The 17,106-nt window shown below is 69.3% G+C and carries 16 protein-coding genes; 4 read left to right on the plus strand and 12 right to left on the minus strand.

Annotation, left to right across the window (positions count from 1 at the left end; genetic code table 11):
- Position 1 precedes the first annotated feature (1 nt).
- The 6 genes from ACM6LU_RS04880 to ACM6LU_RS04905 all read right to left on the minus strand — a co-directional run bounded on the left by ACM6LU_RS04880 (position 2) and on the right by ACM6LU_RS04905 (position 5,315).
- Positions 2-568: a copper resistance CopC family protein gene (locus tag ACM6LU_RS04880; RefSeq protein ID WP_414936334.1), complete on the minus strand. Its 567-nt coding sequence runs from the start codon at positions 566-568 to the stop codon at positions 2-4.
- Between the two features lie 116 nt (positions 569-684).
- Entirely contained in the window at positions 685-1,260 is a 576-nt protein-coding gene (locus ACM6LU_RS04885; protein WP_414936335.1) for a Uma2 family endonuclease, read from the minus strand.
- Positions 1,261-1,373: 113 nt separating this feature from the next.
- Positions 1,374-2,000: an acyltransferase gene (locus tag ACM6LU_RS04890; RefSeq protein WP_414936336.1), complete on the minus strand. Its 627-nt coding sequence runs from the start codon at positions 1,998-2,000 to the stop codon at positions 1,374-1,376.
- On the minus strand, positions 1,987-3,207 hold the full coding sequence (locus ACM6LU_RS04895) for a glycosyltransferase family 4 protein (protein ID WP_414937090.1): 1,221 nt from the start codon (positions 3,205-3,207) through the stop codon (positions 1,987-1,989). Before ACM6LU_RS04895 ends, ACM6LU_RS04890 begins: the two co-directional genes overlap by 14 nt.
- Positions 3,208-3,247: 40 nt before the next feature.
- Complete coding sequence (locus tag ACM6LU_RS04900) at positions 3,248-4,177, minus strand: NAD-dependent epimerase/dehydratase family protein (RefSeq protein ID WP_414936337.1); 930 nt, start codon at positions 4,175-4,177, stop codon at positions 3,248-3,250.
- Between the two features lie 7 nt (positions 4,178-4,184).
- Positions 4,185-5,315 carry a DegT/DnrJ/EryC1/StrS family aminotransferase gene (locus tag ACM6LU_RS04905; RefSeq protein WP_414936338.1) on the minus strand — a complete coding sequence of 377 codons (1,131 nt, stop codon included), beginning with the start codon at positions 5,313-5,315 and terminating at the stop codon, positions 4,185-4,187.
- Positions 5,316-5,496: 181 nt separating this feature from the next.
- Here ACM6LU_RS04905 and ACM6LU_RS04910 point away from each other — a divergent pair, with 181 nt between their 5' ends.
- Positions 5,497-8,616 (plus strand): BTAD domain-containing putative transcriptional regulator, encoded by a 3,120-nt coding sequence (locus tag ACM6LU_RS04910; RefSeq protein ID WP_414936339.1) that lies wholly within the window; start codon positions 5,497-5,499, stop codon positions 8,614-8,616.
- On the opposite strand, the gene ACM6LU_RS04915 is transcribed toward ACM6LU_RS04910, so the two are convergent.
- Positions 8,598-9,281: a hypothetical protein gene (locus tag ACM6LU_RS04915; RefSeq protein ID WP_414936340.1), complete on the minus strand. Its 684-nt coding sequence runs from the start codon at positions 9,279-9,281 to the stop codon at positions 8,598-8,600. The two genes, ACM6LU_RS04910 and ACM6LU_RS04915, sit on opposite strands and share 19 nt — an antisense overlap.
- Positions 9,278-9,496 (minus strand): hypothetical protein, encoded by a 219-nt coding sequence (locus ACM6LU_RS04920; RefSeq protein ID WP_414936341.1) that lies wholly within the window; start codon positions 9,494-9,496, stop codon positions 9,278-9,280. The genes ACM6LU_RS04915 and ACM6LU_RS04920 overlap by 4 nt, the downstream gene beginning before the upstream one ends.
- A gap of 62 nt (positions 9,497-9,558) precedes the next feature.
- Here ACM6LU_RS04920 and ACM6LU_RS04925 point away from each other — a divergent pair, with 62 nt between their 5' ends.
- Together ACM6LU_RS04925 and ACM6LU_RS04930 are read left to right on the plus strand one after the other, a co-directional pair.
- Entirely contained in the window at positions 9,559-10,728 is a 1,170-nt protein-coding gene (locus ACM6LU_RS04925) for a C45 family autoproteolytic acyltransferase/hydolase (protein WP_414936342.1), read from the plus strand.
- A complete protein-coding gene (locus ACM6LU_RS04930) occupies positions 10,725-12,269 on the plus strand; it encodes an MFS transporter (protein ID WP_414936343.1) in 1,545 nt (514 codons plus the stop codon). Before ACM6LU_RS04925 ends, ACM6LU_RS04930 begins: the two co-directional genes overlap by 4 nt.
- A gap of 69 nt (positions 12,270-12,338) precedes the next feature.
- Here ACM6LU_RS04930 and ACM6LU_RS04935 read toward each other — a convergent pair whose 3' ends face one another.
- Positions 12,339-12,830, minus strand: coding sequence for a nuclear transport factor 2 family protein (locus ACM6LU_RS04935; RefSeq protein WP_414936344.1), 492 nt, complete (start codon positions 12,828-12,830; stop codon positions 12,339-12,341).
- A complete protein-coding gene (locus ACM6LU_RS04940; RefSeq protein ID WP_414936345.1) occupies positions 12,827-13,423 on the minus strand; it encodes a TetR/AcrR family transcriptional regulator in 597 nt (198 codons plus the stop codon). The genes ACM6LU_RS04935 and ACM6LU_RS04940 overlap by 4 nt, the downstream gene beginning before the upstream one ends.
- Positions 13,424-13,437: 14 nt before the next feature.
- On the opposite strand from ACM6LU_RS04940, the gene lhgO reads away from it, so the two are divergent.
- Positions 13,438-14,688: an L-2-hydroxyglutarate oxidase gene (lhgO, locus tag ACM6LU_RS04945; RefSeq protein ID WP_414936346.1), complete on the plus strand. Its 1,251-nt coding sequence runs from the start codon at positions 13,438-13,440 to the stop codon at positions 14,686-14,688.
- Here the strand turns inward: lhgO and ACM6LU_RS04950 are convergent.
- Together ACM6LU_RS04950 and serS are read right to left on the minus strand one after the other, a co-directional pair.
- Positions 14,685-15,689, minus strand: a complete 1,005-nt coding sequence (locus ACM6LU_RS04950) for a DUF3558 family protein (protein WP_414936347.1) — start codon at positions 15,687-15,689, stop codon at positions 14,685-14,687. The genes lhgO and ACM6LU_RS04950 overlap by 4 nt on opposite strands.
- Before the next feature lie 60 nt (positions 15,690-15,749).
- Positions 15,750-17,018 carry a serine--tRNA ligase gene (serS, locus tag ACM6LU_RS04955; protein WP_414936348.1) on the minus strand — a complete coding sequence of 423 codons (1,269 nt, stop codon included), beginning with the start codon at positions 17,016-17,018 and terminating at the stop codon, positions 15,750-15,752.
- Between the last annotated feature and the right edge of the window lie 88 nt (positions 17,019-17,106).

Raw genomic sequence — 17,106 nt, forward strand, 5'->3', positions numbered from 1 at the left:
CTCAGGGCTGGTCGCGCTTGCGGCGAGTGAGGCGGAGCGCGACCACGATCCCGGCCGCCACCACGGCGACCGCGAGGACGATCCACACCCAGCCCGGCACCAGGCTTTCGGGAGTGGCCTCCTGGGCCTGCGGCGCCGGGGCGGCGCTGGTCTCGTTGTTCTCCTGGGCCGCCGCGCCGCTGGACGACGGGGGCACGGCCGGGGCGCTGAGGGTGAACTTCACCGTTCCGCTGGACTCATGCGAGTCCGCGAAGGTCACGTTGTAGCGCAACGTGTACTCGCCCGCGGGCCCGACGGCCTGGACCGGCGCGGTGATCACGGCACCGGCGGCCTCCGCCCGGCCGACGGTCCACTTCGCGTTCTCGGGCCCGGTGATCTGGATCGGATCCGCCCCGACGGTGACCGGGCCGGAGAAGGTCAGCTTGATCTGGGTCGGGGGCGTCGCCAGCGAAGCGCCCTTCGCCGGGTCGCTGCTCTTCAGCTCCTCGTGGGCCATCGCCGGATTCGCGGCACCCAGCAACGCCACCCCGACGACCAGCAGCGACGCGCCGAACCGCTTGAACCTCATCTGGACATACCCTCCGGCCGGAAACTCGCACACTGAGCTTAGTAGTCGGGCTCGGCGGGGTGCTGGTTCCCGCCGGCTTCGATCACCGCGGGGCGCCTGGGTTCCGAGAAGCTTGCTCAGGGACGCTGCGCGCGCCGCGTGGTGAGGGCGTCGAGATCGAGAGTGAGCGGGGTGCCGTCGAAGTCGAGGGACACCTTGCCGGTGTGCTCGCCGAAGTTCTCGTATTCGCCGTCGACCAGGCGGTAGGTGATCATGCTCGCCGGAGCGTCGAGGTCGACGATCCAGTAGTGCTCGATCCCGCCCTCCGCGTACTCGGAGAACTTGGTGACCCGGTCGGTACGGCCGGTACCTTCCGACAGGACTTCGATCACGAGCTGTACGTCCTCGGCGGCGTAACGAGGCAGGTTCTTTTCGACGAGTTCCGTCGCCGTGACGAGAACGTCCGGGACACGAACCGTCAAGGGAAGTTCCGCGACGACGAGCTCGGCCTCCGAAAGCGCCATGAGCGGTTCGGGCAAGTGCTCGTTCAGCAGGTACCCGAGGCGAGTGACCGCGAGCTGATGGAATGACATCGGCCGAGGGGCCAAGACCAGGACTCCTTCGACGACCTCTGCCCGGAAGTCGGGTTCTTCCGGCAGCGCGGCCCAGTCGTCGAGGGTCAGGAGGCGGTGAGGCCAGTGCACAACACTCATCGAACTCCTCCTTCGCCCGTGATCACCGGACCATCTTCCCATGGTTTCCCGGTGAACGTATCACCACGGAAAGTGACATCCCATTACGGTGGGGAGTTGCGGGGCCGCAGCGGCTACTCCGTGAAGTCGCCGGCCGGAGCGCCCCACGACCCCGGAGTGTCACCGCGTTCCTCCGCCAGCGCCCGGCGCCGGGCGTTCTCGCCGCGCACACGCTCCACTTCGGACTCGATGTACTCGTCGTCGTACCTCTGGAACACGCGCGCGGGGTTGCCGGCGACCAAAGTACGCGGCGGGACGTCCTTGGCGACCACGGAGTTCGGCTGCACGGTGGCGAAGTCGCCGATCGTCACGCCTGCCATGATCACCACGAGGCCGCCGATGAAGCAACCCTTGCCGATCTTCACCGGTTTGCGTTCGATGAGGTCGCTGCCGGAGTGGTTCTGCAGCGTCATGTTCGCGAGCCAGCTGGAATGCGTGAAGATCAGCGTGTTCAGGCCGATGCTGGTGTGCTCGCCGATCTCCAGCCCGCCGCTAGCGTCGAGCGCGGCGCCTTCGCCGATCCAGCAGTGTTCGCCGATCTTCAGGTTCTCCGGGCTGATGATCTTGACCCGCTCGCGGACCCGCGTCGACTCCGGCAGTCCGTAGAAACGAGCGCGCTCGGCGTCGTTCATGTACTGCGAGACGAGTTCGGTCAGGATCTGCGGGCGCAGGCGGTTGCTGCGCTCGTCATCGAAGAACATCGGCCTCGGTCACCAGTTTCTCGAAGGTGCGCAGGTGTTCCTCGGCGACGACGTCGAGGCCGAAGTTGGCCCGCACCATCGCGCTTTCCCGCCGTGCCACCAAAGCCCGCTTCTCCGGGTCGTCGAGCAGCTCGATGACGGTGTTCGCCACCGCCTCGCTGTCGTCCGGCCGCACCAGCAGGATGTTCTCGCCGTTGCGTAGTTCGATGCCGGGATAGTTGTCCTCGGTGACCGACGCGATGGTCGCGGTGCCCGAGAGCATCGCCTCCAGTGACGCGGTGCCGCAGCCGCCGTTGAGGTCGTGCGTGACGATGTCGGCCGCGGCGAAGTACGCGGGCACGTCCGCCTTCGGCACGGCGCCGGTGACGATGATGGCGTCCGCGACGCCGAGTTCTTCCGCCCGCTTCAGGAAGACGTCGTGGTACACGCGGCCGACGACGACCACCTTCACCTCGGGGTGCTTGGCCAAAATGGACGGAAGCGCCTCGACCAGCGGGAGCCGGTTGCGCAGCGGGATCACGTGCCCGAGCGAGACGATCACCGGACCGTCGCCGAGTTCGTGCTCCGCCCGGACATCCTTCGTGAGCGGCTTCTCGAAGTGCCCGGTGTCGACGGCGATCGGGAAGTAGTCCGAGTTGTCGTCACTGGTGCCGTAGCGCTCGACGCAGTAGTCGACCCCGAGCTTGTCGAGGATGACGTACCGCGGCTTGAGGTAGCGCAGGATCGGGTTCACCAGCACGGTGTCCAGGAACCGGAAGACGCCGCCGTACAGCTTGTTGTCGCTGATCAGCAGCGTGTGGATGGTCAGCAGCGTCGGCAGTTTCCGCCGCCGCGCGTACAACCCGGCCAGCCAGGACAGGTCGAAGAACTGCCCGTGGAGGTGGATCGCGTCCGGCTTGAACTCGTCCAGCAGCTTCCACAGCCGCCGCCAGTTCCCCGGCCGCGGCGAGGCGAAGCTCATGTCGAAGTCGATCGACAGGCCCAGCTGCGGCATCTTCACCGCGGGCAGGCGGACGACGCGGTAGCCGTCCTTCGTCTCGTCGGCCGGGGCGTCGGCGTAGGCCGCGGTGATCGCGAGCACCTCGTGCCCGCGTGCCGCGTACTGCTCGGCCAGGGACGCCGCCATGTGCGCGCTTCCGCCCACCCTCGGCGGGAAGAAGTTGTTGACGACAGCGATGCGAAGGTGGCGGCTCTCCCCCGGCGCCATTACCACGCCGCCTCCGCGGGAAAGAGCACGTCGGCGGGGCTCATTCCGAGGCCTTGACCAGCTCGTGCATGCCCTCTTCCACGGAGATCTTCGGCTCCCAGCCGAGGACCTCACGGGCACGGGAGATGTCCGCGGCACGCCGCGAAACCAGCACGTCACGCTCGTTGAACAGCGGCTCGACGTTGACGCCGACGGCGTCGATGAGGATTTTCGCCAGCGTCGCGATGGAGGTGTCGATGCCGGTGCCGATGTTGATCGGCACGTTTGCCTGCTCCGACTCCAGCGCCGAGACGACGGCGCGGGCCAGGTCCGTGACGTGCACGAAGTCCATCGACTGGTCGCCGCGGCCGTCGATGACCGGCGGCTGACCCGCCCGCAGGCGCTGGATGAAGTGGTTGATCACCGACGTGTAGTAGGCCTCGATCTTCTGGCCGGGGCCGTACACGTTGAAGAACCGGAGCGCGTTCCAGGACAGGCCCTTGGTGCGCTCGTAGAAGCCGAGCATGTCCTCGCCCGCGCGCTTCGAGATGCAGTACGGCGTGAGCGGCTTGAGCTCGTCGTCCTCGTGCATCGGCAGCCGCTTCGGGTCACCGTAGACGGACGCGGTCGACGCGAACACGACCCGCTCGACACCCTCGTCCGCCGCGGCGGCGAAGACGTTGTGGTTGCCGACCATGTTGATGTCGATGGACTCGTGCGGGTCCGCGACCGACTTGTTGATCGACACGGTGGCGAAGTGGATCACATGCGTGCAGCCACGCATGGCCTCGCGCACGGCGCCGCCGTAGCGCACGTCCTTCTCGACCAGTTCGACCTTGCCGGTGGCGACGAACTCGTTGATCCTGGCGCGGTCGCCGCGCGTCATGTTGTCGAAGACGCGGACGGTGTAGCCGCCTTCGATCAGCATCGGGATGACGTGCGCGGCGATGAAACCGCCGCCCCCGGTGAAGAGGACCTTCTTGTCGGGCATTTCTCTCCTAGCTCGGCAGTGCGGCGCAGACGGTCTCGATGACCCGTTCGACCTGGGCATCGGTGAGGTTGGCGTGCATCGGGATGGCGAGGTGACGGGCGAAGAGGTCCGCCGAGACCGGCAAGGTCTGGTTCTTGCCGTAGATGGGTTGAAGGTGCGAGGCGTAGGTGCCGAAGTTGCACTGCACGCCCTGCTCGCGGATCCGCAGCGCGAGCGCGTCACGGTCGATCTCCGGGGCCACCGTGAGGAGGTAGGCCTGCCACGGGTGCTCGCGGTCCGGCAGTTCGACCGGGACGTCGAGAGCGGACAGGTTCTCGAACGCCTCGTGGTAGCGCTTGGCCACCGACCGGCGGGCCGAGAGCAGGTCCGGGAGCCGGTCCAGCTGGACGTTCATGATCGCGGCCTGCACGTCGGAGAGCCGGAAGTTGTAACCCAGTTCGTGGAACTCCGGGATCGGCAGCGCGCCAGCGCCCTCACGCGTGATGGCGGGCTCGATGCCGTAAGTGTGCAGCTTGCGCGCGTGCGCGATGAGGTCTTCGCGGTCCGAGACCAGCGCGCCGCCCTCGCCGGCGGTGATGCCCTTGCGGCCGTGGAAGGAGAACGCGGCCAGGTCGGCGAGGCTGCCGGCCGGGCGGGTCTTGTAGGTTGCGCCCGCGGCGCAGGCGGCGTCCTCGAAGAGCCACAGGCCGTGCTTGTCGGCGATGGCGCGATACTCGTCGAAATCTCCCGGCTGCCCGGCGACGTCGACGGCGAGGATGCCGACGGTGCGGGGGGTGATCAAGCTTTCGATCGAAACGGGGTCGGCGCTCCACACGTCCGGGCGAATGTCGGCGAACACCGGCGTCGCACCCGCCTGGAGCACGGCGTGGCCGGTGGCGGGGAACGTGTAGTCGCCGACGATGACCTCATCGCCCGGCTTCACACCGAGTACACGCAGCCCGAGGAAGAGTGCGGAGCCACAGTTGCTGGTGGTCAGGGCGTGCGCGGTGCCGACGGTCCGCGCGAAGCGCTCCTCGAAGCGGCGGCACGCGGGGCCGGCGCCTGCCAGCCAGCCGGACCGGAAGACTTCGGCGACAGCCGCGAGTTCTTCGTCGCCCACGGTCGGCTGACCGAGGACCACCTGTTCCTGCTCAGACATTCCTCTTCACCCTCTCCCGCAGCCCTCTCCCATTGCGTGGGGACCGGCCGAAGTGTATAGACGCCATTCAGCCGATCTCGGGCGGGCTGGATCCGCCCAGGTCGACAATGCTCTGATCCATCCATGCCCCCGCCACCGCCCTCAACGGAAAAGCTGCGCTTCCAGGCCTAGTCTCTGACCCATGCGATTCGGCGTTCTGGGGGCGACGGAGGTGCGGCGTGAGGACGGCGCCGCCGTCGCGGTCGGCGGGCCCAGGGTCCGGACGTTGCTCGCGTTGCTCGCGCTGGAGGCGGGCCGGGTCGTCCCGGCGGAGCGGCTCATCGACGGTCTCTACGGCGAGCAGCCACCCGAAGGCGCGGCGAACGCGCTGCAATCGCAGGTCTCGCGGCTGCGCGGCGCGCTGAGGGACCTCGCACCCGTCGAGTTCAGCCCGGCGGGCTACCGGCTGGCCGTGGACTCCGACGACGTCGACGTGCACCGGTTCGAGCGGCTCGCCGCCGAAGGACGGCGCGCTCTTACAGCGGGAAATGCCGCGAAGGCGTCCGAACTGCTTCACGACGCTCTCGGTCTCTGGCGTGGCCCGGCGTTCGCGGATATCACCGACGCGCCGTTCCGCGATCCCCAGGTCACGAGACTGAACGAGCTGAAAACGTCGGCGATCGAGGACCGCGTCGAGGCCGACCTCAGGCTGGGAAGACACGAAGACGTCCTCGCCGAACTTCGCGAGGTCATCGACGACCAACCGCTGCGGGAACGGCCACATGCGCTGCTGATCCGCGCACTGCACGCCGCCGGGCGCCACGCTGACGCGCTGACCGCGTTCGAGAGCGCCCGACGCGTCCTCGCCGAGGAACTCGGCACCGATCCCGGGCCGGACCTCGCCGCCGCGCATCTGGCCGTGTTGCGCGGTGAGAAGCCGCCCGCCAAGGCCAAGACGGCGCCGCTCCCCGCCCAGCTCACCAGCTTCATCGGCCGCGAAGGCGATGTCCGGCACGTGCTCGCCCAGCTGGACCGCTCCCGGCTGGTGACGCTGACGGGGCCCGGTGGGACCGGTAAGACGCGGCTCGCCATCGAGACTGCCGCCGAGATGGACCTCCCGGTGGTCTTCGTCGAACTCGCGCCCTACACCGAGGACACCGATGTCGCCCACGCCGTGTTGACCGCGCTCGGCCTGCGAACGGTCCCGCTCGGCACGGTCACCGCTCCGGTGGAGAACGCGCCGCTCGAGCGGCTGATCGACGCGCTGGCCGACCGGGCGGTGCTGCTGGTGCTCGACAACTGCGAGCACCTGGTCGACGCCGCCGCGAAACTGGCCGCCCGGCTGCTCGGCGCGGCCGCGGCTCTGCGGGTGCTCGCCACCAGCCGCGAACCGCTGGGCATCACCGGCGAGGTCGTCTCCCCCGTGCCGCGGCTCGCCGTGCCACCGCCGGGTACGGCGCCCGGCCGGTCGCTGGAGTTCGCCGCCGTGCGCCTGTTCGCCGACCGCGCTCAGGCCAATGACCCGGGATTCGCCGTCGACGACACCACCGCGGGCGACGTCCAGCGTGTCTGCGCCGCGCTGGACGGGCTGCCGCTGGCCATCGAACTCGCCGCGGCACGTGTCCGGACGCTGCCCGTCGGCGAGATCGCCGCCAGGCTCGATGACCGATTCCGCCTGCTCTCGCGCGGAAGCCGGGTCGCCGAGAACCGGCATCGCACCCTGCGCGGCGTCGTCGAATGGAGCTGGGACCTGCTCGACGAGGACGAACGGCGGCTCGGCAGGCGGTTGACCGTGTTCGCCGGCGCCACGAGCCTCGCCGACGCCGAGGCGGTCTGCGCCGTGCCGGACATCGAGGACCTGCTTCCGTCCCTTGTGGACAGATCACTCGTCGAACGCACCGGGAATCGCTATCGAATGCTCGAAACCATCCGAGCCTTCTTCGCCGAGAAACTCACCGAAGCAGGCGAGACCGAGCAGATGCGGCGTACGCACGCCGAGTACTTCCTCGCCCTCGCTGAAGAGGCTGACCCGCTTCTGCGCACCGGTGACCAGCTGATCTGGCTCGACCGTCTCGACGCCGCCTACGACGACCTCCTGGCCGCGTTGCGCTGGGCTTCCGAGGCCGACGCGCGGATCGCGCTGCGACTTTCGGCGTCGCTGGTGATGTACTGGTGGATGCGCGGGCGCCGGTTCGAAGGCTCGACGCTGAGCCTGGAAGTGATCAAACACCTCGGACAGCGGCCGCCGGACGGTCTCGAAGAGGAGTACCAGCTCTCCGTGCTCAACGCCGCCGCCGGACTCCGTGGCCACGAGGCCCTCGTCCGCCACTACCCGGCTATGGACGACCTCGTGCGGAACATGGCCGAGGCGCCGCGGAATCCGGCGCTGCTCCTGCTGATGGGTGTCGTGACCGGTCCGCCGGGTGACGACGACGCGCTGATCAGGCGCAGTCAGGCCCTGCTGGCGCACAGCGACGCCTGGAGCCTCGCCCTCGCGCCGACCGGTTACGGCCTCCGCGCGCTGATGCAGGGCGATCTCGAACCGGCGGAAGGCTTCCTGCGCGAGGGTGCGGACGCGTTTCGGGAACTCGGGGAACGCTGGGGCCTGTCGATGGCCCTCGACCACCTGTCACAGATCCTGACTTGGACGAACCGGCAGGCCGAAGCCCTCGAAACGATGAACGAGGCACTCCGGCTGATGCGGGAACTCGGCGCGTCCGACGACAACGCGGACCTGCTGTGCCGTCGCGGCGGAAGCAAACTGCTCCACGGCGACGCGGCGGGGGCGCGGGCGGATTACGAACTCGCCATCGAGATCGCGCGCCGCTCCGGGATGCCGGAAAGCCGGGCGGGGGGCTACATCGGGCTCGCTTTCCTCGCCCGGCACGAAGGCGACCTGGCCGCGGCTCGAACGCTGAGCGAACTCGCGCTCGCGGAGTGCCCCGGCGGCTCGTTCGCGTCCGAGGGGGTCCGCGCCGTCGCGAGGATCTCGCTCGGCTGGGTCCTGGCCGCCGAAGGTGACGCGGACGGGGCGGACGAACTGCACCGGCTGGCGCTCACTTCGGCGGATCAGTGGCACGACAGCACCACCGCGGCCTGCGCGGTCGAGGGGCTCGCCGGTGTCGCGCTGCTCCGGGGCGACCCCGAGCGGGCGGCGGTCCTGATCGGCGCCGCGGTGACCGTGCGGGGCACCCCGTTCGCCGTCGATCTGGACGCCGCCCTGCTCCGGGCGACCGTGCGGGAGCGGCTGGGTGACGACTTCGACCGGGCCTACCGCCGAGGGCTCGGCCTGCGCGGTGCCGCTCAATTGACGGGGTTCTGAGCGCCCGTCAACAAGATCCCCTGCGGCGCGAAGCGGCCGACGGCGACGGCCAGCAAGCTCGGGTCGAGTTCGCTGTCCTGGACGGCGACGTAGAGCGGTTCCGCGTTGACCGGGACCGCGCCGAGCCGGGTCATTCCGGGGCCGACGGGGTCGGTGGTGAGCCGGGTGACGTCACGCCATGGCACGACCGTCCGCTCGACCCGGACGCCGACCGCGTCCAGTTCGAAGAGCACCCACTGCTGGTCGTGCAGCGACTTCACGTAGGCGATGGCGCCGCAGCCGACGGCGATCAGGACGATGCGCAGCGGTCCGGGCGCTTCGATCGAGCCGAGAAGGGCGGCGATCGCGAAGAAGGCCACCAGGAGCCCGGCGAGTTTCGCGGCACCGATCAGGCCCGCGTTCGGTTTGTGCACCCGGAACCGCACGGCACGCATCAGGTGTTTGGTGAGCACGCCGCCACCGACGGCGGCGGCCAGCGCGATCAACGTCACGACCAGCGAGACCGGCGAGAAGTCCATGAGGACCTGGTAACCGGCGACCAGCGCGACGAACGCGCCGGCGACGGTCAGCATCAGCGCGAGCTTGCCCTTGCGGACGTCCCGTTCGCGCTGGTCGAGCGCGGCCTGGTCCGGAGCGGCGAGAAAGCCGCCGTCGATGTTCCTCATCGGGCGTCACGCTGCGATCCGGCGGCCGCCCGGCGCTCACGCTGACGACGGTCGAGGACGAAGAGCACGCCGCCGGCGATGGCGCTCAGCGCGGCGTAACCCAGGTCTTCGAGGCCGTCCTCCGGGTAGCCGGTGGAGAAGTCGACCATCGCCAGTGCGATGAAGAGAACGCAGAACACGCCCCCGGCGATCATGTAGACCTTGTTGCCGATCATGGAATCCCTCGCTTGTCGTTGCGGTGATGGAACGACTTTCGCGCGGGGCACATGACATTCCGATGACAAGCACGGCCACTGACGGTCAGCCGCCGGTGCGTGCGTCGTCAGCGGTCGCGGCCACGCTCGCCGCCATGACCTACATCGCGGGATCACCCGAAGACTTCCTCGCCGTGCGGCATCTGACGCTGCGCGGCACCCAGGCCGAGATCGGCCACGCGCTCGCGGCCGAGATGAAGGCGCGCTCCGGCTGGTCTCCGCCGCCGATCGATCCGATCGTGGCCAGGGCCCGGCGCGTCTGGTTCGCGCGGAACTGGCCGCAGTACGCCGAACGCGCGGCCGGGTTCGCCGAGGCCTACGGGCTCCCGGTGGACGCGGCGGTCTCGTTCGACGACGCCTCGGCGCTGCCCGCCGGGTCCGGCTGCTCGGCGGTGTGGAACGGCGGCACGCTCGGCCGGAACTACGACTTCTTCACCTTGAGCTGGACACAGCTCGGGGCGGTGATGGCGGGCGCGGACCCCGTCGACGACGCAACGGTGCCGATGGCGTCGCGGCCCTATGTGCTGACCACGATCCCCGACGACGGCATCGCCTCGACGTCGCTTTCCATGTCCACCGTGGACGGTGCGATGGAAGGCGTCAACGAGGCCGGGCTCGTCGTCGCGTTGCTGATGGCCGACATCGAAGCGGCCGCGCCACTGGAGCACGACCCCGGCCCGCAGGCGGGTCTCTCGGTGCCGCAGGTCTGCCGGTATCTGCTGGATACCTGTGAGAACGTCGACGAGGCCAAGGAAGCGCTGATGCTCGCCAAGCAGTACGACCACGGCGCGCCCTGCCACTACATCGTCGCCGACGCCTCCGGCCGCGGCTTCGTCTACGAACGCGGCGCGTACGACGTCGAGTACTTCGTCGAGGTCGCCGACGGGCCGCTGTGCGTCACGAACCACCCTCTGCACCGGCACCCGGACATCGACGCGCTGCCGGAGGACACCCCCGGCACCTTCCTCACCTACCGGCGACTGCGCACCCTCACCAAGGAGGCGGACACCGGGCCGCGCGACGCGCTCGACGCGGTATCCGTCGCGATCGAGCCGGGCGCGCCGTGGCGGACGTTGTGGCGCAGCGTCTTCGACCCGGCGGCCCGCACCATGAGCACGCGGTTCTATCTCGGCGACGGCGAAAACGGCGCCGCGCGCCACTCGCCGGAACTCACCTTCGGCGTGTCGAGGTGAACATCGGCAAGGGCCGCAAGATCGGCACACTCGTGGTCTGCGTCCTCGCGCAACTGCTGATCGCGATCGACCTGACCGTCCTGCATCTGGTGCTGCCGTCCCTTTCGGAACAGCTGCGCCCGTCGACAACGGAAATGCTGTGGGTCGCCGACGCGTACGGGTTCGCGCTCGCCGGGCTGCTGATCACGATGGGCAACATCGGTGACCGCGTCGGCCGGAAGAAACTGCTGCTGATCGGGGCGTCGTTGTTCGGCGTCGCTTCGGTGATCACGGCGTACGCGCCGACCGCGGAGCTGCTGATCGCCGCCCGCGCGCTGCTCGGGGTCGCCGCCGCGACGCTGATGCCGTCGACGCTGTCGATCATCCGGAACGTGTTCACCGGCAAGGAACGCGCGGCCGCGATCGGGGTCTCCAGCGGGCTGACGATCCTCGGTTTCGGCATGGGGCCGCTCGTCGGCGGTGTCCTGCTCGACCATTTCTGGTGGGGCTCGGTGTTCCTGGTCAACGTGCCGGTGGTGATCGTGCTGGTGATCGCCGGCGCGCTGATCCTGCCCGAGTCGAAGAACCCGGTACCGGGGAGGATCGACGTGGTCAGCGTGCTGCTGTCCATCGTCGGCATGGTCGGGATCGTCTACACGATCAAGGAAGTCGCGTACCAGGGGTGGGGTCACTGGGACATCACGGTCGCCGCGGTACTCGGCCTCGGCGGCGTGGTGGCGTTCGTCCTGCGGCAGCCGCGGCTGGCCGAGCCGTTGATGGACCTGAAACTGTTCGCGCAGCGGGCGTTCTCGGCGACCGTCGGCACCACGATCCTGGCGATGTTCGCGCAGCTCGCGGTCTCCCTGATGTTCGCGCAATATCTGCAGCTGGTGGCAGGCTGGACGCCGCTGAAGGCCGGGCTCGCCGGACTGCCGGGGATGGGCGGCGCGATCCTCGGCGGGGTACTCGCGCCGCTGGCGATCAAGGCGTTCGGCCGGGCGGTCACGATCGCGCTCGGGTGCGGTCTTTCGGCGGTCGGCTTCGCGTTGTACTCGGGTATCGGCGTGACGATCGTGTACACGGATCTGCTCGCGGCGATGATCATCTTCGGGGTCGGGCTGGCGCTGATCCTCGCGACCGCGACGGACACGGTGCTCGGCGTCGTGCCGAAGGCCAGGGCGGGCGCGGCGTCGGCGATCTCCGAAACGGCGACCGAACTCGGCGGCGCGCTGGGGATCGCGGTCCTCGGCAGTGCGCTCGGCGCGTTGTACCGCAGCGAACTCGTCATCCCGGCGGGTGTGCCGCCCGAGGCGGCCGGGGCGATCGCGGACACCCTCGGTGGCGCGGTCCAGGTCGCGACGCAGCTCCCGCCTTCGCAAGGCGCCGTGGTGCTGGACAGCGCCAAACTGGCGTTCGTCGACGGGATGCAGGTGACGATGCTGGCCTCGGCGGGGCTGATGGCGTTGCTGGCGGTCAGTGCGTTGTTCACGCTGCGCGGGGTGCCGAAGGTTCTCGAAGATCCAGAAGAGGAGCCTGCGCCGGCCCCCGTTCCGACGGGCTGAAGGGGACTTTCCCCGCATGCGACGCGGTGAAGGGCGCTTTCCCTACGTCACATGCGGGGAAAGCGTCCTTCAGCTCCTCGGTCCGGCGAGCGGGACGGCGTGTTTGTCGCCCGACCGGACCATGGCCAACAAGGGTTTGGCGGCCACAGCGAGCAACCGCGCCGCGAAGGGGCGGCCGTTGCGGCGCGCGATGTCCGGGCCGAAGGCGTTTATCAGCGCGACGAGCCCGGGCAGCGGCCGCACGAACAACGTCGCTTCGGCGATGAGCCCGTCCTCGTCGAGCTTCAGCACCGCCGTCTCTTCGATCTCCTCACCGCCGATGCGCGCGCTGTAGACGACGACCCGCGTCGAGGCGTCACCGGTGTCGGTGTGGAATCGAACGTCGCGAAGATGCGAGTACGCGACTTCCAGCAGCGGCCCGAGTTCCGTGTGCCCGGTGAACCGGACCCGGCCGGTCAGCGGCGAGTGCACCACCGCGTCCGGCGCGAAGGCGCTCAGTGCGAGGTCGACGTCCCGTGTCTCGAGGGCCCGGCGGTACCGCTCGGTGGTCCGCACGCTCATACGTCCTCCTGGATCAGGTTTCCCAGACCGCGCCACAACAGATCCGTCGTGAGCGCGACGACTTGCTCCCGCGGGATGTCGCGGTTGCTCCACCACCAGGTGGCGATGGCGTTCAGTGCGCTCTTCGCCGCTTCGGCGAGAGCTTCGTTCGCGCGGTCGCGCGGCAGATCCGCGGTCAGCGCCAGGCCAGGGACCTGCGCGAACACCTCGGTCAGCTGCCCGGTGGCTCTGACCTGCCCGCGCCGGTGCACCTCGGCGACGGCCGGATCCGACGGCGTCTCGGCGAAGATCATCCGCCAACCGCGTTCGTTCGTCTCCATCCAGGCGAAGATCGCGGCGACCCTGCCGCGCAGCAGCTCCTCGGCGGTGTCCGACTGCGGCAGCGCGTCCCAGCCGGCCAGCAGACTGTCCACTTCGGACTCCAGCAGTCCGGCGTACAGCCGCGCCTTGGACGGGAAATGGTCGTAGAGCACGGGCGTGGTGATCCCGGCCGCCGTCGCGACCTCGCGCATCCCGGACGCGTCGTATCCCGACGCGGCGAACACGCGCGCCGCCGCGGCCAGGATCCGCTCCCGGCGTTCGTCCCTGCTCAACCGCTTACCTGACATTGGTCAGGTACGCTACCACCGAACCTGACGACTGTCAGGTAACGACCCGGGTAGCCTGGTCGATCGTGCGCACTGTCGTAGTCATCGGGGGCGGGATCGTCGGTCTCGCCACGGCCTGGGAACTGACCAAACGGGGCCTGGACGTCACGGTGCTCGAGAAGGAGGACCGCTGGGCGGCCCACCAGACCGGGCACAACTCGAACGTGGTGCACGCCGGCCTCTACTACAAGCCGGGGTCCTTCAAAGCGAGGATGGCAGGCGCGGGTAACCGGTCCATTGTGGACTTCGCACGGCAGTACGGGGTGCCGGTGGAGGTCTGCGGCAAACTCGTCGTCGCCACCTCCGAAGCGGAGCTTCCGGCGCTGAAGGTGCTCGCCGAACGGGCCGAAGTCAACGGCGTCCCGGCCAAGCTGATCACCCCGAGTGAGGCCCGCGAGTACGAACCCGAGGTCTCGTGCGTCGCCGCGTTGCGCGTGGAGTCCACCGGCATCATCGACTTCCCGGCCGTCTGCACCGCACTGGTCCGGCTGCTCGACGAGTCCGACGCCGACCTGCGCCTCGGCACCCCCGCCCTGGGCATCCGCGCGGGCCGCACCGGTGGCGTCGAGGTGGCTACCGGCGACGACGTGATCCACGCGGACGCGCTCGTCAACTGCGCGGGCCTGCACGCGGACCGGGTCGCGCGGCTCGCCGGGCTCACCCCGAGCGCGCGGATCGTGCCGTTCCGCGGTGAGTACTACAAACTCAAGCCCGAACGCCGCCACCTGGTGCGAGGCCTGATCTACCCGGTCCCGGACGCGTCGCTGCCGTTCCTCGGCGTGCACCTGACCCGCATGCTCGACGGCAGCGTGCACGCCGGCCCCAACGCCGTGCTCGCGCTGCGCCGCGAGGGCTACACCTGGCGCGACGTCTCCGCGAAGGACCTCGCCGAAGTCGCCCGCTTTCCCGGCGTCTGGCGGCTCGCGCGCAAGTACGCGTATCCGACCGGGCTCGCCGAGGTCCGCCGATCGTTCTCCCGCCGCCGCTTCGCCGAAAGCCTCGCGCGGCTCGTCCCCGCCGTCACCGAGGACGACATCGTGCGGCACGGCTCCGGCGTGCGGGCGCAGGCGCTGCGCCCGGACGGCGCGCTCGTCGACGACTTCCTGATCGAGACCGCGCGGAACCAGGTGCACGTCCTCAACGCGCCCTCACCGGCGGCGACCAGCGCACTGGAGATCGCGAAGCACATCGCCGACGAGGTGTCGGACTAAGACGAAGCGGGCAAGGTCCCGTTCAGCATCGGAACGGCGGCCTTGATCACCTCACACGCCTTCGCAGGATCATCGAGGTTGCCCGCGATGATCGCCACCGTCGACGTCGCGGTGATCGAGAGGCCCGCCGCGCACAACTTGCTGCCCGACTCGGTGTAGAGCTTCCATTTGCGGTCACCCGAGTCGAAATCCTGCGGTTCACCCTGCGTGATCAGCGTGGGGACCTCGTCCATCGGCTTCGCCGGGTAGAACCAGAGGTCGAACGCCTTCTCTCCCTTGTCGCCGTCGGTGTCGGCCCACTCGCAGCCGACCACATTCGGATCGGAGGTGGACTTCATCGGCTCGCCTGCCGCGCCGAGGCGCAACTGGGCGGTCTGTTCGGGCTTGAGCATGGCGCACGGGTCCGTGGTCACGAGTGGCCCGCCTGGCTCGGCGGGCTTCTGCCCTGGCGGGGCGGTGATCTGCGGATCCTGCTGCCCGCCCGGCAGTTTCGACGCCACGGCCGGGGCCGCCGCCTTGGCGAGGTCGCACGCGTTGCCCTCGGTGCGGTCGGGGCTCTCGCTGGCGATCTCCACGAAGGTGTCCGAGGTGAGTTCCGTGCTCAGCGAGCAGTAGGTCTTGCCGAGGATGGTGGCGTACCGCGTCCAGGTGAAACCGCCGATCCCGAACTTCTCGCCGGGCTGCGCGCCGCTCATGTAGTCGTTCAAGGACAGGTCCTTGCTCAACGAGACCTCGAGGTTCGACGCCTTGCGCACGTCGTCCGACTTCTTGAACCGGCAGACCGCGGGGACCTTCTGCTCGGGCCTGGCGGGGCGTTCCGCACCGGGATACGCGACTCCCAGCGCCGTCGCGTGCTCCTGCGTCAGCAGCGCGCACGGCTCGGCCTTCGTGATCACCGGTCCCTGGCCGGGCACCGGTGCGGCCGTACCGCCGATCTTCGACGTGCAGCCGCCGAGCGCCAGCACCGTCAGCCCGAGCGCGAGCGAATTCCGAAACCGCATGCGTCCCTCCTCATCGGCCCGCACGCACCCTACTGGTGATCGGCTTTCTCGGCGCGGACCCTACTTCGATGTCGGCGCGAGCACCTCGGTTCCGCCGAGGAAGGGGCGGAGCGCTTCCGGCACCCGGACCGAACCGTCTTCGAGCTGGTGGTTCTCCAGGATCGCGACGATCCACCGGGTGGTGGCGAGCGTGCCGTTCAGCGTGGCGACGGTCTGCGGGCGGCCGTCGTCGTCGCGGTAGCGGATGCCGAGGCGGCGGGCCTGGAACGTGGTGCAGTTCGACGTCGAGGTCAGCTCGCGGTAGGTGTCCTGCGACGGCACCCACGCCTCGCAGTCGAACTTCCGGTACGCCGAGGTGCCGAGGTCGCCGGTGGCGGTGTCGATCACCCGGTACGGGACCTCGATCTTGGCGAGCATCTGCTCTTCCCAGTCCAGCAGGCGCGCGTGCTCGGCCTCGGCGTCCTCGGGACGCGTGTAGACGAACATCTCGACCTTGTCGAACTGGTGGACGCGGATGATGCCGCGGGTGTCCTTGCCGTACGAGCCTGCCTCGCGGCGGTAGCAGGACGACCAGCCCGCGTAGCGCTTCGGGCCCTTGCCGAGGTCGAGGATCTCGTCGGCGTGGTAGCCGGCGAGCGGGACCTCGGAGGTGCCGACGAGGTACAGGTCGTCGTCGCGCAGCCGGTAGACCTCCGACGAGTGCGCGCCGAGGAAGCCGGTGCCCGCCATGATCTCCGGCCGCACCAGGGTCGGCGTGATCATCGGCGTGAAGCCGTTCGCCGTCGCTTGCGCGATGGCCATGTTCAGCAGGCCGAGCTGCAGCTGGGCGCCGATGCCGGTGAGGAAGTAGAACCGCGAGCCCGAGACCTTCGCGCCACGCTCCATGTCGAGCGCGCCCAGCCCCTCGCAGAGTTCGAGGTGGTCCTTCGGCTTGAAGTCGAACTTCTTCGGCTCGCCGACGTGCTTGAGCACGACGTAGTCGTCCTCGCCGCCTTCGGGTGCTTCGGGGTGGACCAGGTTCGGCACCACACGGTGCAGCTGCTCGAACTCCTCCGACGCCTCGGTCTGCTCGACCTCGGCGGTCTTGACCTGGGCGGCGAGGTCCTTCGCCTTGGCGAGCAGTTCGGCCCGCTCGTCACCCTGGGCCTTGGGGATGAGCTTGCCCAGCGACTTCTGCTCGGCGCGCAGCTTGTCGGCGGCGGCGATCGAAGACCGGCGGCGGGAGTCGAGGGAGAGCAGCTTGTCGACCACTCCTTCGTCCTCGCCACGGGCGCGCTGCGAAGCGCGCACGACGTCCGGGTCATCGCGCAGAGTCCTGGGGTCAATCACGAGTGCAGAGGGTAGTCCGTGGTCTTCGCGCGCTTCGAGGCAGTTTCCCCGTACACACTGTGCGGGCCGCCGCGGATAACCCGACAGT

This window comes from Amycolatopsis sp. cmx-11-51, assembly GCF_047608665.1.
Lineage (GTDB): Bacteria > Actinomycetota > Actinomycetes > Mycobacteriales > Pseudonocardiaceae > Amycolatopsis.